The following is a 16,087-nucleotide window of genomic DNA, read 5'->3' on the forward strand; positions in this document are numbered from 1 at the left end:
GCCAGAACTTACATTTTAGCTCCTAATTCTCCCAAGGAATGAAAAATACAGTACCTCTTTTTTATACCGCTTTCCTGGGTTCTGCCCAGGCCTCTTCCTCTTTTATCAAGGCCCTGCTCCATGGAGCGGGTATGCCCATTGGCCTTTCAGAAAGCTAGCCTTCTGCCCTTTCGCTTCCCTGTTCTTTTTGTTTGTAAAAAGGTTTCGGTTTTGTTCCTGAAACAGATGGAACCTAGTAGTTTTGCCATAGGGTTATAATTACTGTACCTACAGAGACCAGGCAGGTAACAATCTAATCTTTCCCCTGTTACAATTTTACCATTTCCATTTCACCAGCAGTAACGCCTTCGCCGCGTAAAGCACCCCATCATCTATGAAGATAAAATATATTGTTTACGCCCTTCTCATTCTTGGCTTTGGAGCTTTAGTGTATTACCGTATAGAGAGCAATAAGGAAATGGCAGGCGCTGGTGGACCCGGTGGTGGTCCAGGTGGCGGTGGAGGAAAGGGTCCTGGAGGCCCCGGCGGCGCGGGCGGCGGCATGCCTATGCGCGTGCGGGGCGTGGTAGTGACTCCCCAGCGGTTCGCCAACACCCTCTCCGTAACCGGTTCCATTGAGGCCAACGAACAGGTAGAGGTCAGGTCCCAGATTTCTGGGTTGGTGCGCGGCATCTTCTTCCAGGAAGGCAGCAACGTGCTCAAAGGCCAGGTGCTGGTGAAAATAGACGACTCTGAACTAAGAGCCCAGCTTACCCAGGCCCAGACCCGGCAGTCACTGGCGGCAGAGAACGAACGGCGGGCCCGCCTGCTGCTGGAGAAAGAAGCCATCAGCCGCGAAGAATATGACGTAGCCCGCGCCGAACTGAAAACCGCCCAGGCCCAGATCCAGTTGGTGCGGGCACAGCTGGCCAAAACTTCTATTACTGCGCCCTTCTCTGGTAAAGTAGGGTTGCGCTCCATCTCCAACGGCAGTTTCCTTTCTCCTGAGACCGTGGTGACCAATCTGGTGAACACCAACCCGGTAAAGATCAGCTTTGCCGTGCCGGAGAAATACGCCGGTCAGGTGAAACTGAACACCGAGCTTACCTTCACCGTGGCCGGTTCTTCAGACACCCTCACTGCCAGGGTTTATGCCTTGGAGCCTGCCATTCAGGCTTCTTCCCGCACGCTCCAGATACGAGCCCGGGCCGCCAACCCTAACGGCACGCTGTTGCCGGGTTCCTTTGCCAATATCCAATTGCCGCTAACCGTTATTTCAGATGCGCTCCTTATCCCTACCGAGGCCGTGGTTCCGGTGCAGAATGGTAAGAAAGTATTTGTCACCGATAACGGGAAAGCCAAAGAAGTTATGATTGAAACCTCCACCCGTACGGAGAAGGACCTGCTGGTCATCTCTGGTCTGAGCGCCGGTGATACGGTCCTGACTACCGGAATTTTGTCTTTGAAAGCAGGAAGCCCGGTAAAAGTGGCTTTGGGGAAGAAATAAAAAGGAAAAGAACATGAGTTTATCCACCACCAGTATTAAACGCCCGGTCTTCACGATTGTGCTCAACCTGCTCCTGATGCTTTTTGGGGTGATTGGGTACACGTTCCTGGGCGTGAGGGAATACCCTTCCATTGACCCCGCCATCGTGTCGGTGCGGACCAGTTACTCCGGCGCCAACTCAGACATTATTGAGTCACAGATCACCGAGCCCCTGGAGAAAGCCATTAACTCTATTGATGGGGTCCGGAACATCTCCTCTACCTCTAACCAGGGTTCCAGCAACATCAACATTGAGTTCAACCTGGAGAAAAACCTGGAAGAGGCCGCCAATGACGTGCGCGACAAAGTATCTCAAGCGGTAAGAAGCCTCCCCGAGGACATTGACGCCCCGCCGGTGGTTTCCAAAGCCGATGCCGACTCCGAGCCCATCATTACCATGACCGTGCGCAGCGCCAACCGCGACGCCCTCCAGATCTCTGATTACGCCGAAAACGTGATCTCCCAGCGGTTGCAGACTATCCCCGGGGTGAGTAGCATCCAGATCTGGGGCCAGAAACGCTACGCTATGCGCCTATGGCTGGACCCCATGAAACTGGCCTCGCATGGCTTGACCGTGGGCGATGTGCGCAACGCCCTTAACCGCCAGAACGTGGAACTGCCTACCGGAAAGGTAAGCGGCAGCAATACCGAGCTTACCGTGAAGACCCTGGGTAATTTATCTAGCCAAGAGCAGTTCAACAATCTTATCATCTCCTCTGAAGGCGAAACCATTACCCGCTTCAGTGACGTGGGCCGGGCCGAATTAGGCGCGGAGAACCTTGAAACCAAGATGACCGAATCTGGTACGCCCATGGTAGGGATGGCCATTATTCCGCAGCCGGGCACCAACTACCTTGAGATTGCCGGCAACTTCTATGACCAGTTTGAGAAACTCAAATCTGAGGTTCCCAAAGACATTCAGCTGGACATTGTGATGGACAACACCGTGTTCATCAAGAAATCTGTGATTGAGGTAGCGGAGACTATTCTCATTGCCTTGATCCTGGTAATCCTGATCATCTACCTGTTCTTCAGGGACTGGGGCATTGCCTTCCGGCCGTTGATAGATATTCCGGTTTCGTTGGTCGCCACGTTCTTTATCATGTACCTGGCCGGGTTCTCCATTAATGTGCTTACCCTGCTGGCCATTGTGTTGGCGACGGGTCTGGTAGTGGATGACGGGATTGTGGTAACGGAGAACATCTACAAAAAAGTAGAGGAAGGCATGTCACCCATTGAGGCGGCCATCAAAGGCTCCAATGAGATTTTCATGGCGGTTATCTCCATCTCCATCACGCTGGCGGCGGTGTTCCTACCGGTAATCTTCCTGGAAGGCTTCGTGGGGAGGCTGTTCCGGGAATTTGGGGTGGTCATAGGGGCCGCCGTATTGATCTCTGCCTTTGTTTCTTTGACCCTGACGCCTATGCTGAACGCTTACCTGATGAAAGGTGGCGAGCAGAAGAAGTCTAAGTTCTATAACTGGACCGAGCCAATGTTCCAGAAAATGAACAGCAGCTACGCGGAGGCCCTGGCTTCCTTTATGAAACGCAGATGGCTGAGCTTCCCTATCATCCTGGTTTGTCTGGGATTGACGGTGCTGTTTTACATGACCCTGCAGAAAGAAACCGCGCCGTATGATGACCGCAGCATGCTGCGGGTGTCTGCCACTGGACCAGAGGGCGCCTCCTATGAATACATGGATCGCTTTATGCTGGAACTGACCCAACTGGTGGAAGACTCTATTCCGGAAAAGCAGGTGAACCTGGTGATTACCTCGCCGGGCTTTGGCGGGTCTAGCTCAGTGAACAGCGGTATGATGCGCCTGGCCTTAAAGCAGCCCGAAGACCGGGAACGCTCCCAGAAAGAAGTAGCCGATCATTTGTCTAAACTGACCAGACGCTTCCCGGAGGCCAGAACCAACGTAAGCCAGCAGCCTACCATCTCGGTGAACCGGCGCGGGGGCCAGCCTATCCAGTACATTATTCAGGCGCCTAACTTTGAGAAGCTGCAGGAGAAAATACCGGTGTTCCTGGAAGAAGTCAACCAGAACCCCATCTTCACCAACGCAGACGTCAACCTGAAATTCAACAAGCCGGAAATCAACATCACCATTGACCGCGAAAAGGCCCAAAGCCTGGGCGTATCTGTGATTGACGTGGCCCAAACCCTGCAGCTTTCTTTGAGCGGGCAGCGCTTTGGGTATTTTCTCATGAACGGACGCCAGTACCAGGTCATGGGCCAGTTTGACCGCCCTGACCGCGATGACCCTACCGATTTAACTTCCTTGTTCGTGCGCAGTTCTACCGGCCAACTGGTGCAGCTGGACAACCTGGTAACCATGCAGGAACGCAGCAGCCCACCGCAGCTCTACCACAACAACCGGTACCTGTCCGCGACCATCTCGGCCGGGCTTGCCCCAGGCAAAAGTATTGGCGACGGGATTGAGGCCATGGATGAGATCAGAGACAAGGTGCTAGACAAAACCTTTACCACTGACCTGGCCGGGGAATCCCGTGACTTTGTGGAAAGCGGTTCCAATACCATGTTCGCCTTCGGCCTGGCGTTGCTGCTTATTTACCTGATTCTGGCCGCGCAGTTTGAGAGCTTCGTAGATCCGTTCATCATCATTTTAACGGTACCAATGGCGGTGGCCGGGGCCATGCTGTCTCTGTGGCTGTTTGGGCAGACCTGGAACATCTTCAGCCAGATTGGAACCATCATGCTCATAGGGCTGGTAACCAAGAACGGTATCTTGATTGTAGAATTTGCCAACCAGCTGCGCGAAGACGGCAAACCTAAGATGGAGGCCATACTGGAAGCCTCTGAAGCCCGTTTGCGCCCTATTTTGATGACCAGTTTGGCCATTGCACTGGGTGCCTTGCCCATTGCCCTGGCCCTAGGCGCGGCCGCCCAAAGCCGCATAGGCATGGGCGTGGTGATTGTAGGCGGAACCATTTTCTCGTTGGTTTTGACGCTGTTCGTGATTCCGGCCATTTACTCCATGTGGTCCAGAGACCGCAAGCATCACCCAGAATTTGACCACATTGAAGAGTACGAGAAATCTGTGGCTCACTAATTATTCATGATTTTATCTCCCTTATGATAGCACACAAAAACTGGTTTCTGCCTGCCTTCTTCCTGCTCCTTTTCTTAGGAACAGCCCCGGCGAAGGCGCAGGAGCTTTTAACTTTAGAGGAAGCCGTTAAGATTACCCTGGAGCGCAACTTTGACATTAAGCTGTTCGCCAATGATGTACAGATAGCAGAAAACAACGTGAGCCGCGGCAACGCCGGCATGCTGCCGAATGTGAACGCTACCCTTACCAACAACAACACCATTCAGAACAGCTCCCAGACCCGCGCCGATGGCCAGGTAAACGAAGTAAGCTGGGGCCGGGGCTCTACCCTCAACTACGGCGTGGGCCTGAACTGGACCGTCTTTAACGGGTTTGCCATGTTTGCCCGCTTTGAGCAGCTGCAGGAACTGCAGAAACTCGGCGAGGCCAACCTGCAGCAAACGGTGCTTACCCGCGTGGGCGACGTGATCAGTACCTACTATGACCTGGTGCAGCAGCAATTGCAACTGCGGGCCTATGACACGGCGGTTTCGTTGTCCCAGTTCAGGGTGCAGACCGCCAAGACCCGCTTTGAGATAGGCAAGGCCGCCCGCCTGGAAGTCCTGAACGCCCAGGTAGACTTTAACACCGACACCACCAACCTGCTGCGCCAGCAGGAGCTTTACCGCAATACCCAGATACGCCTGAATGAGATTATGGCCCGTGAGGTGTCCACGCAGTTTAGGGTAGTAGACGGCATCACCATTAATGACCAGTTAACCCTGGCGCAGCTTTCCTCTCTGGTAGAGCAGCAGAACCCGGCCTTAAAAGCCGCCGTGTTGAACCGCCGCGTTGCCGAGCTGCAGGCCCGGCAGGTGCGGGCCAGCCGCTACCCCACCATTGGGGTGAACACCGGCTACAGCTTCTCCCATAACCGGTCGGCACTGGGTTTCTCCACGCTCTCTACCGGAAACGGGCTCACCTACGGCGTCACGGCGGCGGTGCCTATTTTCACCGGCTTTAACCAGCGCAGAAACGAGCAGAACGCCAACATCCAGATCAACAGCGCCGAAATACAGTTTCAGCAGGTGAACCAGAATCTGCAGGCTCAGCTGGCCGCCGCGTTCCAGACCTACCGCACCAACCTGACCCTGGTGCGCCTGGAGGAAAACAACCAGCGCATTGCCCGCCAGAACCTGGACATCACCATGGAGAAATACCGGCTGGGCAGCATCACCACCATGGAAGTGCGGGACGCCCAACTTAACTTCGTGAATTCTACCGTGCGCTACAGCAACGCCCTTTACCAGGCCAAAATAGCAGAAGTCTCCCTCCGGGAAATCTCCGGTAACCTGGACCTGTAGTATAGCTTGATTTACGCAGAAAGCGTTTCGGGGCTGTTTTTGAGAAAACAGCCCCGAAACGCTTTTTTTATGTTACAACTTTCAAGTTCTCGGGTCCTTCTTTCCCCTCCTCTTTTTTTTGTCATCCTGATAGGATCTTGTGGGCGAACTAGAAAAGCTTTCCTTCTTTTTAATTGCACAAATCCCACTACCTGTTTTGGGCCTGTTTTTCTGAAAACAGGCCCAAAACAGAAAAACCTACCGCAAGTTTAGCGACTGCGTAACTTGTGGTTTTGCATGGCGGGGAGTTTTCAACTCCCCTTCTTTTGCCGGAAAGCAAGGCAAGTGAACTAGATGAAAGAAGCGGGGTACGTAAGTTTATAAACTTACCCAATGGCAAGCCACAAGTTACGCAGCCGCTAAACTTGCGGCAGGGAAAAGGAAAATCCGTTTCGGGCCTGTTTTCCGGAAAACAGGCCAGAAACGGATTTTAAATATTCTACTGGCTACTTCGTCTTTAACTGGGCGGCTTTCATCTTCTCCCGCAACTGCCGCACTCGGTCTTCAAACACCGTGGGCACCTCCTCTTTCACGGCTACCTCATTGAACAGCTCCATTAACTCCGGTTCATGCTGGGCCCGCTCGTTTTTGCGGACGTCTATGTACACAAACTTGGTCCAGAGCACGGCCTTCAGCTTTTCTTTTTTCTCGTCCAGCATGACGTGTTCTACCAGCATGCTGGTGTCGGTGATCTGGATGATGGCAGTCTGGATGGTGACTAGCTCGCGCACGGTGGCGGGGCTCAGGTACACAATCTGGTTTTGGCCCACTACCCAGGCCCGGCCGGTCTTCCGGAAGAAGGCGTGAATGTCCATGCCGTAGGCGGCTTCCACCTGGTCTTCGCGCTCGTTCTGGAAGTAGTTAAGGAAGGCGCTGTTGTTCAAATGCCCGAAGGGATCGCAGTGGTCAAACCTGATTCGGGTCTGGCTTTCCAGCACGGAAGGTCTGGGGGAAGTGGTCTGGTGTTTCATAGCCTCAAAATTTGCCAAATGGTTTGGGTAATGCAACGGCAAACCAGGTTTAATGGATGTACCTCCCTTCAAGATATTACTTCTCTAGGCTTTAAAATAACAATAGCAGCCTTCTTCCCTTGGAGAAAAAGGCTGCTATTGTTTCTTATGGCAACACAAAATCTGCTCTAAATGAACAGATTGGGCTTTCTATAGAAGCGGATTCAAAATTTTCACCTGGTCTTCAGGCACGTTGGTGATAAAGAACTTCCCTGATTTGATGCTGTCTACCAGGTCTTGGATATTTTTCTTGTTGAACACGCCCAGCAGGTGGTCACGGTAGGCTTTAATGTCATTGTGCAGCGGGCAGGGGTGTTTGTCTGAGCACTTTTTCATGCCCATGCCGCATTTCTTGAAAGCCTCCAGCCCGTCTATGGTGTTCACCACTTCCAGAATGGTGATCTCAGAGGCAGGCCGGTGCAGGTAAAATCCGCCGTGCGGACCTTTCATAGAGGCAATGACGCCCTTGCGCACCAGGTCCTGAAGGATCTTGCCCATGAACGGGCTGGGCAGTTCCAGTTCCTGTGACAGTTCTTTAATGCCTACTTTCTTGCCGCCCTCATTGTTGATGGCAATATATACAATCGCCCGGAGGGCGTATTCGGTTGTCTTAGATAACATACTCATTTCACTTCATCTCCAATCGGCTTCCCGGCACGAAGGTAACCTTCTTTCATAGCTGTTCCAATCCTTCGGCACTTATCCGCTCTGGGGTCCAGGCCGGGGTCCAGACCAGTTCAACGGTGACCTGCCGGTGCGGGAACTTCCTCAACAGAATCTGTTCCGTGGCCATGGTAATGGTGTTGCTCATGGGGCAGCCGGGCGTGGTCAGGGTCATTTCCACGTGAATCTCCTGGTCTGTGATTGTCACGTCATATACCAGGCCCAGGTCCACAATGTTCACCCCAATCTCAGGGTCGATGATGTACTTCAGGACGTCATAGACTTCCTGGGTACGGTCAGGCGCGGGCGTTTCCATAGACGAACGGGGTTAAGTGCTGGGCTTTATGGACCAGCAAGTGAAACACATTGATGGTATACAAAATAGCAGCCAGGCAAAAGGCAATGCTGCCGGCCAGAATCACTGCCTCTACCCGCCACAGCACCCCCACCACCAACAGTAGAAACCCAAGAAGGTAACTAATGTTCTGCCAGCGCAGCAAATGGGTATTGAACAGGTCTTTGGGCAGCGGAGTTTTGTACCGGCCCACATGGTCTTCATACACGTGCATCCAGACAATGAAAGGCAGAGTTTTAAAGGTCTGCCCCAGAATAAGCGCCGAGATAAAGCCCAGGAAGATAGAGAGCCCATACACCAGGTACAGGGAGGACAGCACTTGCTGCGGCAGCCCCAGGTCGGTGCTCACCAGAAAGACCAGCACAATGGGCACAATGAGCAGGGCCAGCGCCAAAAAGGTTTGTTTCATGCCCAGGTCCATGTCTTTGCGGTGCCCCAGCACTTTGGCGTCATGCAGGAACAACAGAAACAGCACCAGCCCGCCTACCACCAAAGCGGCGTACAGCGGGGTAAGCGGCGACCGAAAGAACAGGTGGTCAAAGATGAAGAACACCAGCCCGCCGTTGATCAGGTTATAAGACCAGTTGAGCTTGCGGGTATCCTCGGGGTGCGCCAGCAGGAACATAGGAATCAGCTTGCTGCCTACCCCAATGATCAGAAGCAAAAACCAGCCGGCCATGCCCATGTGGGCGTGCAACTGCAGGTAGCGTACATGGTCCTGGGGCAGGAAAGGATTGGTAAAGTTGATGGCCATTAAAAGCCCCACAAAACCGGTCAACAGCAGCCAGATAGCCGAGGTGACAATAAAATCTGCCTCAATGGTCCATTTGGGCGCTTTCCGGGCGGTCTGGATCACGTTGATATTGAACAGCACAAAAGCCGCCAGCAGGCAGCAGGCTGCCACGTGCAGGACCAGCCCCAAAGAGAAATTCCAGAAGGAATAGGCCAGCAATATGGTACCTACGCCCAGCAGCCCGAAGGTATAGAACGCCAGCTTCTCACTGTACAGTTTGCAGTCCAGCACCACCGGCAGCAATTGGTACAAGGCCCCGAAAATAACCATGGTAGCCCAACCCAGCACCGCCACGTGGGTAAGGGTAAGTAATTTAGGGTGAAAGTAATGGCCGCCAAAGGCATTGGTGGAGAACAGCAGCAAAATGCTGAGCACCAGAAAGGCGCCCGCCGCGAACGCGTAATGCGGCAGCACTACCCATTTACTGGGGGAATTGGAAATGCTTGCAGTGGCCATGATCAGGTTTCTTTGTAAATCAATAAATGCACCTCAGAAGGGTTCACTTCCTTAATGACAATCTCAAAATGGCGCTCCTGCAGTTTAGGCAGCAAAAACCGGGGCACCCGCTGGTGGGTCACGTGCAGGGCCTCCTCCGGGGCCAGGCGCTCCAGGGCATCCAGAATGGAGACCATGGGCTGGGGCATTTCCAGGTGCCGTACGTCCAGGTGGGTCAGGTGATCCTGGTATTTCTGCAGCAACTGCTCGTATTCCGCGCTGTTGGGGGCCGTAGCCGGAATAGTCTCCGCCGGGGCAGTAGGGTTTCCTTCTTTCCAGAAGTAGCAATAGACCAGGTCCTCGGCTTTCTCCTGGGTAAAGCTGACGTAGCCTCTTTTCTTCAGGATCTGGATGAGGGGCGTGGGTTCAAAGGTATTGATGATCACCAGGGCGTTCTGGCCGTTGATCTGGTCCACCCCTTTCATGATCTCCAGGAACGGGTCATTGCCCGAGGCGATGTCTTCGCGCACGTCCAGTTGGATCAAAGCGTTTTGGGGCAGTTTTTCCAAAAACCGGTGGAAAACAGCCGGGGTCGGGGCGGGTTTGACGGGCACCCCGGCACCCTGCTGCTTCACCGTAAAGCCTAATGGCACCAGTTTTTCAAAGAAGGTTTCTACGTCACAGCCGCCAATGCGGGCGGCATCAGCTATGGTGACCCTGCTGGCCAGAATCTTCCGGAGCAGGGGGTTGCGCAGTTTCTCAAAATGCCGGTTAATGCTGGCAATGGCCTCAATGGCGTCTGGATTGGCCTTGATGAGCGTTGAGATCTTGGTGGCGGCAGCTATTTCCATAGGTAGTGTTGGTTAGTAAGTGGGCAGGCAAACGGTATATTTATCTATCCACCTTTGGTTTTATGTGGCCTTTGATTCCTTCCCTCACAAAGGACCAAATGGCCACATTGGTCTGAAAAGTGGGCAAGGTCTCCTCCCCCATTTGTATCAAACCATTTCTTGTACAGGAGGACCTGGGCCCTCCTATCTATTCTTCCCAGAAAGCAGGCGTAAAATCATCTGCCACGGGTTGTCCTTTATGGTGGTGGGCCATCAGTTGGCCGGCCAGTTCCAGTTCCTCAGGGGCCACCACAGATTGCAGGTAGGGGAACAGTTCCCGCTCCTCCCACCTGATGTGGGCCGTAAGGTCTTTCTGCAGGGTCTGGAATTGATCTGAGGTATGGCGTTTGCCGTCACAGATGAGGTCAATCATCCATTGCAGCAGCCGGTGCTCTTCTTCTATGCGTTCCCGCAGGGTGTCTGTGGGAAGTAAAAAGCGGTCCACCAACCATTCTTCTTCCTGGCAGTGGGGCTTGAGAATGTTCTCCCAGAAAAATTTCACATAGGCCTGCAAGATCAACAGGTCGGTCTTGTTTTTCAGGCCGGCCTTTATCTTCCAGCAGAAGAGCAGCCCAAAATGGTGCTCCCGTGACAGCGGAACTAAACTCTTGTCTCTTTTCTGGGGTTTGATCGCCTTTTCCATGGCATTGGTGGGCTTGGCCCGTGAGGTAATAAGGGGCAGGCTTTTACTGGCCTGCCCTTCTTTTTCTACTTCAATACTTCTTTCTCTAATTCCAGCGCTTTAGGGAACAGGATGTTGTTCTCCAGGTGGATGTGGCGGTGCAAATCTTCCTCAAACTCCTGCAGCTTGGCAAAGGCTACCTGGTAGGTGGCGCAGGCATCGGCGGGCAGGGCGAAGTTGTTGGTTTTTTCTCTGATGGCTTCCAGCTCGCCACCGGCGGCCTCGTGCTCCATCTCCATCATATTGATAGGGCTCTGGATACTGCCAAAGGCGGGCTTGTCCAGTTTCTCTCCTTTCTGCTTGGCCTCATTCAGTTGCTTGATGAACGGGAACAGCACGCGCTCTTCTTTGGGCATATGGGACTCCAGTTCATTGGCCACGTTGGTGAAGTGCTTGGCCACCTCAATCAGTTCTGGGTGGTTGGCGCCGTGCACGCGGGCAATCTTGGTAGTGTACTCATACAGGGCCGGAATGGCTTCCCGCACGTATTTGTGGTGGACGTTCACAATGTAGTCGGCTAAGAAGGAAAGGTCCCAGCTCTGAAAATCGGTCTCGGCACCGGCTTTGGTATCTGGTAAGGCTTCCAGTTCGCGTTCTACCACGGCTGGGTTAATGCCTTTTTCCTCGCATACCTGGGCCACAGATTTTTTGCCGCCGCAGCAGAAGTCAATGCCGTATTTCTTGAACACCTGGGCTTTTCTGAAATCCTTGGCCACCAGTTCGCCAATGCTTTCCTCTTCCGTTGGCGTCAGTTTAGAGATCTTCACTTCCCATACTTCGGGACCCTGCTCCAGGTACTCCCATTTAAAGATATTGCCGCGCTCCCCCAGTAACTGGTAGTACAGCGGTTTAGGGTCATGGTCGTTGTGTATGATAAAAGCCTCGCCGCCGCGTAACGCGTCAAACCATTCAAAGATGGTAGGGTGTTTCATGCGTGGTTCCAGGGTGGTAACGTCTAGGGTCTCAATGGTTTCTGTAGTTGACATAGTAGTAAGTTTTATGTTTTTATTCAATCACCGGGGTAAAGGTAAAGGAGAGATTTATTAAATAAAAGATAAAAAGGTATTTTATTATTTTACTTTACGATTACCTTTACATCGGGTTGTCTGTTACTCCCCTTCCCCTATAGTTCCTGTAAAATATTTTGAGCGTTTAGGCGGGTATTTACCCTGACTATCAATCGTATACAAGTTTACAACAAAGGCCTCAAAGGCAAAATGATGGATGCTATTCTTGAAAGTGACCTTTGTCATGACAGGCGGCGGGACCACCGGTTAGCTTAGCAGCAGATTAGGCTCATTTACTTGCCCAAATCTTACCGTAGGGGTGCCTGATCTGCCTGTATTGGGTGGTGGGGGGAAAGGAATGTTTTAAGGGTGTTTTAGCCAAAACAGGCGCAAAACGCATTTTAGCCGCAGGCTAAATTTCAGTTCATGGGCAGCGCAGGCGCCAGCAACCGGTAGAGACTTTTAGATAAAACGTATTACCTATAGATGATGTCACTATGAAAAAGAGTACCCAGAAGCCCCAGGGGCTGGCCTTCTCCCGCCTCTTTACCCACCCCGGCCAATCGCCTTATGACGCGTTCCGCTATGAACTGCGCTCCTCTACCATTAGAAACCCCGCCGGCGATGTGGTGGCCGAACTGAAAGACGTGGAAGTGCCAGCCCAATGGTCCCAGATTGCCACGGATATCCTGGCGCAGAAATACCTCCGCCGCGCGGGTGTGCCGCAGCCAGACGGCGGCACCGGGGCCGAGTCCTCTGTGAAGCAAGTGGTGCACCGCATGGCTAACTGCTGGCGCAGCTGGGGCAGCCGGTATGGTTACTTCAAAACCGAGGATGACGCCCAGGTATTCTATGACGAACTGGTGTACATGCTGCTGGGCCAATACGCCGCCCCTAACTCGCCGCAGTGGTTCAACACGGGCCTGCATGAATCTTACGGCATCACCGGCAAAGCCGAGGGCCATTTTTACGTGGACCCCATCACGGAGGAACTAAAGGAAACTACCTCGGCGTATGAGCGGCCCCAGCCTCACGCCTGCTTTATCCTGTCGGTGCATGATGATCTGGCCAAGAAAGGCGGGCTCATGGATTTGCTGGTGCGGGAAGCGCGCATCTTTAAGTACGGCTCCGGCGTGGGCACCAACTTCTCCAGCATCAGGGGCAAAGAAGAACCTCTCTCCGGTGGCGGCACCTCCTCGGGCCTCATGTCGTTCCTGCGCGTAGGCGACCGCGCGGCCGGAGCTATCAAATCTGGAGGTACCACCCGCCGGGCGGCCAAAATGGTGAGCCTGGACCTGGACCACCCCGAGATTGAGGCCTTCATCAACTGGAAGAAAGACGAGGAGAAAAAAGTGGCGGCGCTTATTGCAGCCGGCTACTCGTCAGACTACGAGGGCGAAGCCTACAGCACGGTTTCCGGTCAGAACTCCAACAACTCGGTGCGGGTGCCCAATGCTTTCTTTGAGGCCCTGAAAAACAATGCCGACTGGCACCTCACCGCCCGCACCAACGGGCAAGTGATGAAAAGCATTCCGGCCCGGAAGCTCTGGCAGGAAATAGCGGAGGCCGCCTGGGCCTGCGCCGACCCTGGCGTACAGTTTGACACCACCATCAATGAGTGGCACACCTGCCCTGCCGAGGGCCCGATCAGGGGCTCTAACCCCTGCTCTGAGTACATGTTTCTGGATGATACCGCCTGTAACCTGGCCTCACTCAATCTGCTGCGCTTCTTTGATCTGAAGAAGCAGGAATTTGACGTAAAAGCCTTCGCGCACGCCAGCCGCCTCTGGACCGTGGTATTGGAGATATCAGTGCTTATGGCGCAGTTCCCTTCTGAGGTGGTGGCGCAGCGCTCCTATGAGTACCGCACCATTGGACTGGGCTACGCCAATCTGGGCGCCCTGCTTATGATCCAGGGGTTACCATATGACAGTGAAGCCGCCCGGGCCGTAGCAGCAGGAATCACGTCCCTCATGACCGGCACCGCCTACCAGACCTCCGCGGAGATGGCGGCTACCCTGGGCGCATTTGCCAAATATCAACCCAACCGGGAATCCATGCTGCGCGTGATCCGGAACCACCGTTACGCCAGCTTTAACCAGCAAGACCAGTACGAAGGCCTCAGCATCACGCCCCTGGGACTGGACCAGAACCTGTGCCCCCCTACCCTTCTAAAAGCAGCCCAAAACGCCTGGGACGTAGCCCTGCGCCAAGGCGAGATGCATGGTTACCGCAATGCCCAGGCCACCGTTATTGCCCCTACCGGCACCATTGGCCTGCTCATGGACTGTGACACCACCGGTGTGGAGCCCGACTATGCCCTGGTCAAATACAAGAAACTGGCCGGCGGCGGCTACTTCAAGATCATCAACCAGTCCATCCCCGAGGCGCTACGGAAACTTGGTTACTCAGCGGAACAGGTAGAAGCCATTGTCAACTACGCCAAAGGCCACGGTACTTTAGAGGGCGCCCCGCACCTCTCAAGGGAAGTGTTGCTGGCCAAAGGCTTCCTGCCCCAGGACTTGGAAAAACTGGAATCGGCGCTGGCCACGGCTTATGACCTCACTTCTTTGTTCAATGCCTATACCCTGGGCGAGGACTGCCTTCAACGATTAGGCTTTACCCCGGCCCAATACACGGCGCCTGACTTTAACCTGCTCCAGCGCCTGGGCTTTAGCCTGCAGCAGATCAATGAGGCCAATGACTTTGTGTGCGGCACCATGACCGTAGAGGGCGCCCCTTACCTGCGCGAAGAGCATTACCCGGTGTTTGACTGCGCTAACCGCTGCGGCCACAAAGGCACCCGGTTCATCAAGGCCGAGGGGCACATTCACATGATGGCGGCCGTACAGCCCTTTATCTCCGGGGCTATCTCCAAGACCATTAATTTACCGAATGAGGCCACCGTGGACGAAGTGGCGCACTGCTACCAGCTTTCCTGGGAACTGGGCCTGAAAGCCTGCTCCCTGTACCGCGATGGCAGCAAACTTTCCCAGCCGCTCACCGCCAAAAGTTCCGCTACCCAGGAAGAAGAAGCCCCTAAGGAAGAAGTGACCAGCCCCACAGAAACCATTCTTAACCCCGAACAGGTACTGAAGGCCGCCAAAGCCATACTCTCCGAATCGGGCCACCAGGCGTTCAGGCAGCACCTCACCGCCATGGTAGAGCGCCAAAAATTGCCTGACCGGCGCAAAGGGTTCACCCAGAAAGCCAAGATTGACGGCCACACGGTCTACATCAGAACCGGGGAGTATGCCGATGGGTCTTTGGGCGAGATCTTTATTGACATGTACAAGGAAGGCGCCTCGTTCCGGTCCATTTTGAACTGCTTCGCCATTGCCGTTTCATTGGGCTTGCAGTACGGGGTGCCGCTGGAGGAATTTGTGAACCGCTTTACCTTTACCCGCTTTGAGCCGGCCGGCCGCGTAGAGCACCCCAACATAAAATCTGCCACCTCGGTGTTTGATTACCTGTTCAGGTTGCTGGGCTATGAGTATTTGAACCGGGTAGACCTGGTGCACGTGCCGGAACAGGAAAAAGAAGTGCAGGCGGTGGTACCCACCCAAGCGTCTGCCCCGGTAGCCAAAGCGCAGGAGATGGCTTCTACTTCCAACGGGAACACCCACCAGGTCTTCACCCAAACCCGAACCGTTTTAATGGAGCAAACCCAACAGGTACTGGCCAGCATGATGGGCGATGCCCCTATCTGCAACGTCTGCGGTCACATTACCATCCGGTCCGGTACCTGCTACAAGTGCCTGAATTGCGGCAATAGTCTGGGTTGCAGTTAAGGAGATTTGACTAAAAGTCCGCTGTCTGTTTTGAGCCTGTTTTTGTGAAAACAGGCTCAAAACAGACAGCGGACTTTATTTTTCTCTGGTTCAAGTTTCCAACTTGGACCTAAAAATGATCTGAAGTTTCCAACTTCAGTAAGGCGAAGCCTTAAAAGCGCATAACTAATTATTATATAGTGGTAGCATAAAAAAGACAGGAACGTGGGAAGTAGTCATCCAGTCTGCCTGGGAGGAAACGCCGTTCAAGATGCAGACTCTCCCCTTGAGGGGAGCGCAAAAGGGTGTTTACACAGGAGAGCGCACTTTGTAGATAAGCTGAATCTAGTTCTGTACTTCCTATTGCCAAAAGTATTTAGTCAAGAATGCGTGCATCAGCAAATGTAAACACCCCTCTGCGCTCCCCTCAAGGGGAGAGTCTCGTTTATAGACACTTCGGATGATTTCTGACAGTATTAATTAGTCACGGAAGTAACTT

At 53.7% G+C, this 16,087-nt stretch carries 11 protein-coding genes; 4 read left to right on the top strand and 7 right to left on the bottom strand.

The window, feature by feature from the left end; all coding sequences use genetic code 11:
• Window positions 1-373 precede the first annotated feature (373 nt).
• Genes TH63_RS11655 through TH63_RS11665 form a run of 3 tightly spaced genes read left to right on the top strand, consistent with a single transcriptional unit; the run spans window position 374 to window position 5,944 of the window.
• Window positions 374-1,486: an efflux RND transporter periplasmic adaptor subunit gene (locus TH63_RS11655; RefSeq protein WP_048921091.1), complete on the top strand. Its 1,113-nt coding sequence runs from the start codon at window positions 374-376 to the stop codon at window positions 1,484-1,486.
• Window positions 1,487-1,499: 13 nt separating this feature from the next.
• Complete coding sequence (locus tag TH63_RS11660; RefSeq protein WP_048921092.1) at window positions 1,500-4,601, top strand: efflux RND transporter permease subunit; 3,102 nt, start codon at window positions 1,500-1,502, stop codon at window positions 4,599-4,601.
• A 23-nt stretch (window positions 4,602-4,624) separates the two neighbouring features.
• On the top strand, window positions 4,625-5,944 hold the full coding sequence (locus TH63_RS11665; RefSeq protein WP_053093795.1) for a TolC family protein: 1,320 nt from the start codon (window positions 4,625-4,627) through the stop codon (window positions 5,942-5,944).
• Between the two features lie 485 nt (window positions 5,945-6,429).
• Here the strand turns inward: TH63_RS11665 and TH63_RS11670 are convergent, their stop codons facing one another.
• The 7 genes from TH63_RS11670 to ric form a co-directional block, all read right to left on the bottom strand.
• Window positions 6,430-6,954: an acyl-CoA thioesterase gene (locus tag TH63_RS11670; RefSeq protein WP_048921093.1), complete on the bottom strand. Its 525-nt coding sequence runs from the start codon at window positions 6,952-6,954 to the stop codon at window positions 6,430-6,432.
• Between the two features lie 189 nt (window positions 6,955-7,143).
• Window positions 7,144-7,614 (bottom strand): RrF2 family transcriptional regulator, encoded by a 471-nt coding sequence (locus tag TH63_RS11675; RefSeq protein WP_048922785.1) that lies wholly within the window; start codon window positions 7,612-7,614, stop codon window positions 7,144-7,146.
• A gap of 52 nt (window positions 7,615-7,666) precedes the next feature.
• Window positions 7,667-7,972, bottom strand: coding sequence for a metal-sulfur cluster assembly factor (locus TH63_RS11680; RefSeq protein ID WP_048921094.1), 306 nt, complete (start codon window positions 7,970-7,972; stop codon window positions 7,667-7,669).
• On the bottom strand, window positions 7,953-9,260 hold the full coding sequence (locus TH63_RS11685) for a cbb3-type cytochrome c oxidase subunit I (RefSeq protein ID WP_048921095.1): 1,308 nt from the start codon (window positions 9,258-9,260) through the stop codon (window positions 7,953-7,955). Before TH63_RS11685 ends, TH63_RS11680 begins: the two co-directional genes overlap by 20 nt.
• Before the next feature lie 2 nt (window positions 9,261-9,262).
• Window positions 9,263-10,090 (bottom strand): DUF2249 domain-containing protein, encoded by an 828-nt coding sequence (locus TH63_RS11690; RefSeq protein WP_048921096.1) that lies wholly within the window; start codon window positions 10,088-10,090, stop codon window positions 9,263-9,265.
• Between the two features lie 187 nt (window positions 10,091-10,277).
• Window positions 10,278-10,772, bottom strand: a complete 495-nt coding sequence (locus TH63_RS11695; RefSeq protein ID WP_048921097.1) for a hemerythrin domain-containing protein — start codon at window positions 10,770-10,772, stop codon at window positions 10,278-10,280.
• A 65-nt stretch (window positions 10,773-10,837) separates the two neighbouring features.
• On the bottom strand, window positions 10,838-11,797 hold the full coding sequence (gene ric, locus TH63_RS11700; protein ID WP_048922786.1) for an iron-sulfur cluster repair di-iron protein: 960 nt from the start codon (window positions 11,795-11,797) through the stop codon (window positions 10,838-10,840).
• Window positions 11,798-12,315: 518 nt separating this feature from the next.
• Between ric and TH63_RS11705 the strand changes: the two genes are divergently transcribed.
• Window positions 12,316-15,609 carry a vitamin B12-dependent ribonucleotide reductase gene (locus TH63_RS11705; RefSeq protein ID WP_048921098.1) on the top strand — a complete coding sequence of 1,098 codons (3,294 nt, stop codon included), beginning with the start codon at window positions 12,316-12,318 and terminating at the stop codon, window positions 15,607-15,609.
• The last annotated feature ends 478 nt before the right edge of the window (window positions 15,610-16,087 follow it).

The organism is Rufibacter radiotolerans, from assembly GCF_001078055.1.
Classification (GTDB): Bacteria; Bacteroidota; Bacteroidia; order Cytophagales; family Hymenobacteraceae; genus Nibribacter; species Nibribacter radiotolerans.

What these genes read in the sequence shown, in the direction of transcription:
- TH63_RS11655 (WP_048921091.1), top strand. Translation starts at nt 374, where the DNA reads ATGAAGATAAAATATATTGTTTACGCCCTTCTCATTCTTGGCTTTGGA.
- TH63_RS11660 (WP_048921092.1), top strand. Translation starts at nt 1,500, where the DNA reads ATGAGTTTATCCACCACCAGTATTAAACGCCCGGTCTTCACGATTGTG.
- TH63_RS11665 (WP_053093795.1), top strand. Translation starts at nt 4,625, where the DNA reads ATGATAGCACACAAAAACTGGTTTCTGCCTGCCTTCTTCCTGCTCCTT.
- TH63_RS11670 (WP_048921093.1), bottom strand. Translation starts at nt 6,954, where the DNA reads ATGAAACACCAGACCACTTCCCCCAGACCTTCCGTGCTGGAAAGCCAG.
- TH63_RS11675 (WP_048922785.1), bottom strand. Translation starts at nt 7,614, where the DNA reads ATGTTATCTAAGACAACCGAATACGCCCTCCGGGCGATTGTATATATT.
- TH63_RS11680 (WP_048921094.1), bottom strand. Translation starts at nt 7,972, where the DNA reads ATGGAAACGCCCGCGCCTGACCGTACCCAGGAAGTCTATGACGTCCTG.
- TH63_RS11685 (WP_048921095.1), bottom strand. Translation starts at nt 9,260, where the DNA reads ATGGCCACTGCAAGCATTTCCAATTCCCCCAGTAAATGGGTAGTGCTG.
- TH63_RS11690 (WP_048921096.1), bottom strand. Translation starts at nt 10,090, where the DNA reads ATGGAAATAGCTGCCGCCACCAAGATCTCAACGCTCATCAAGGCCAAT.
- TH63_RS11695 (WP_048921097.1), bottom strand. Translation starts at nt 10,772, where the DNA reads ATGGAAAAGGCGATCAAACCCCAGAAAAGAGACAAGAGTTTAGTTCCG.
- ric (WP_048922786.1), bottom strand. Translation starts at nt 11,797, where the DNA reads ATGTCAACTACAGAAACCATTGAGACCCTAGACGTTACCACCCTGGAA.
- TH63_RS11705 (WP_048921098.1), top strand. Translation starts at nt 12,316, where the DNA reads ATGAAAAAGAGTACCCAGAAGCCCCAGGGGCTGGCCTTCTCCCGCCTC.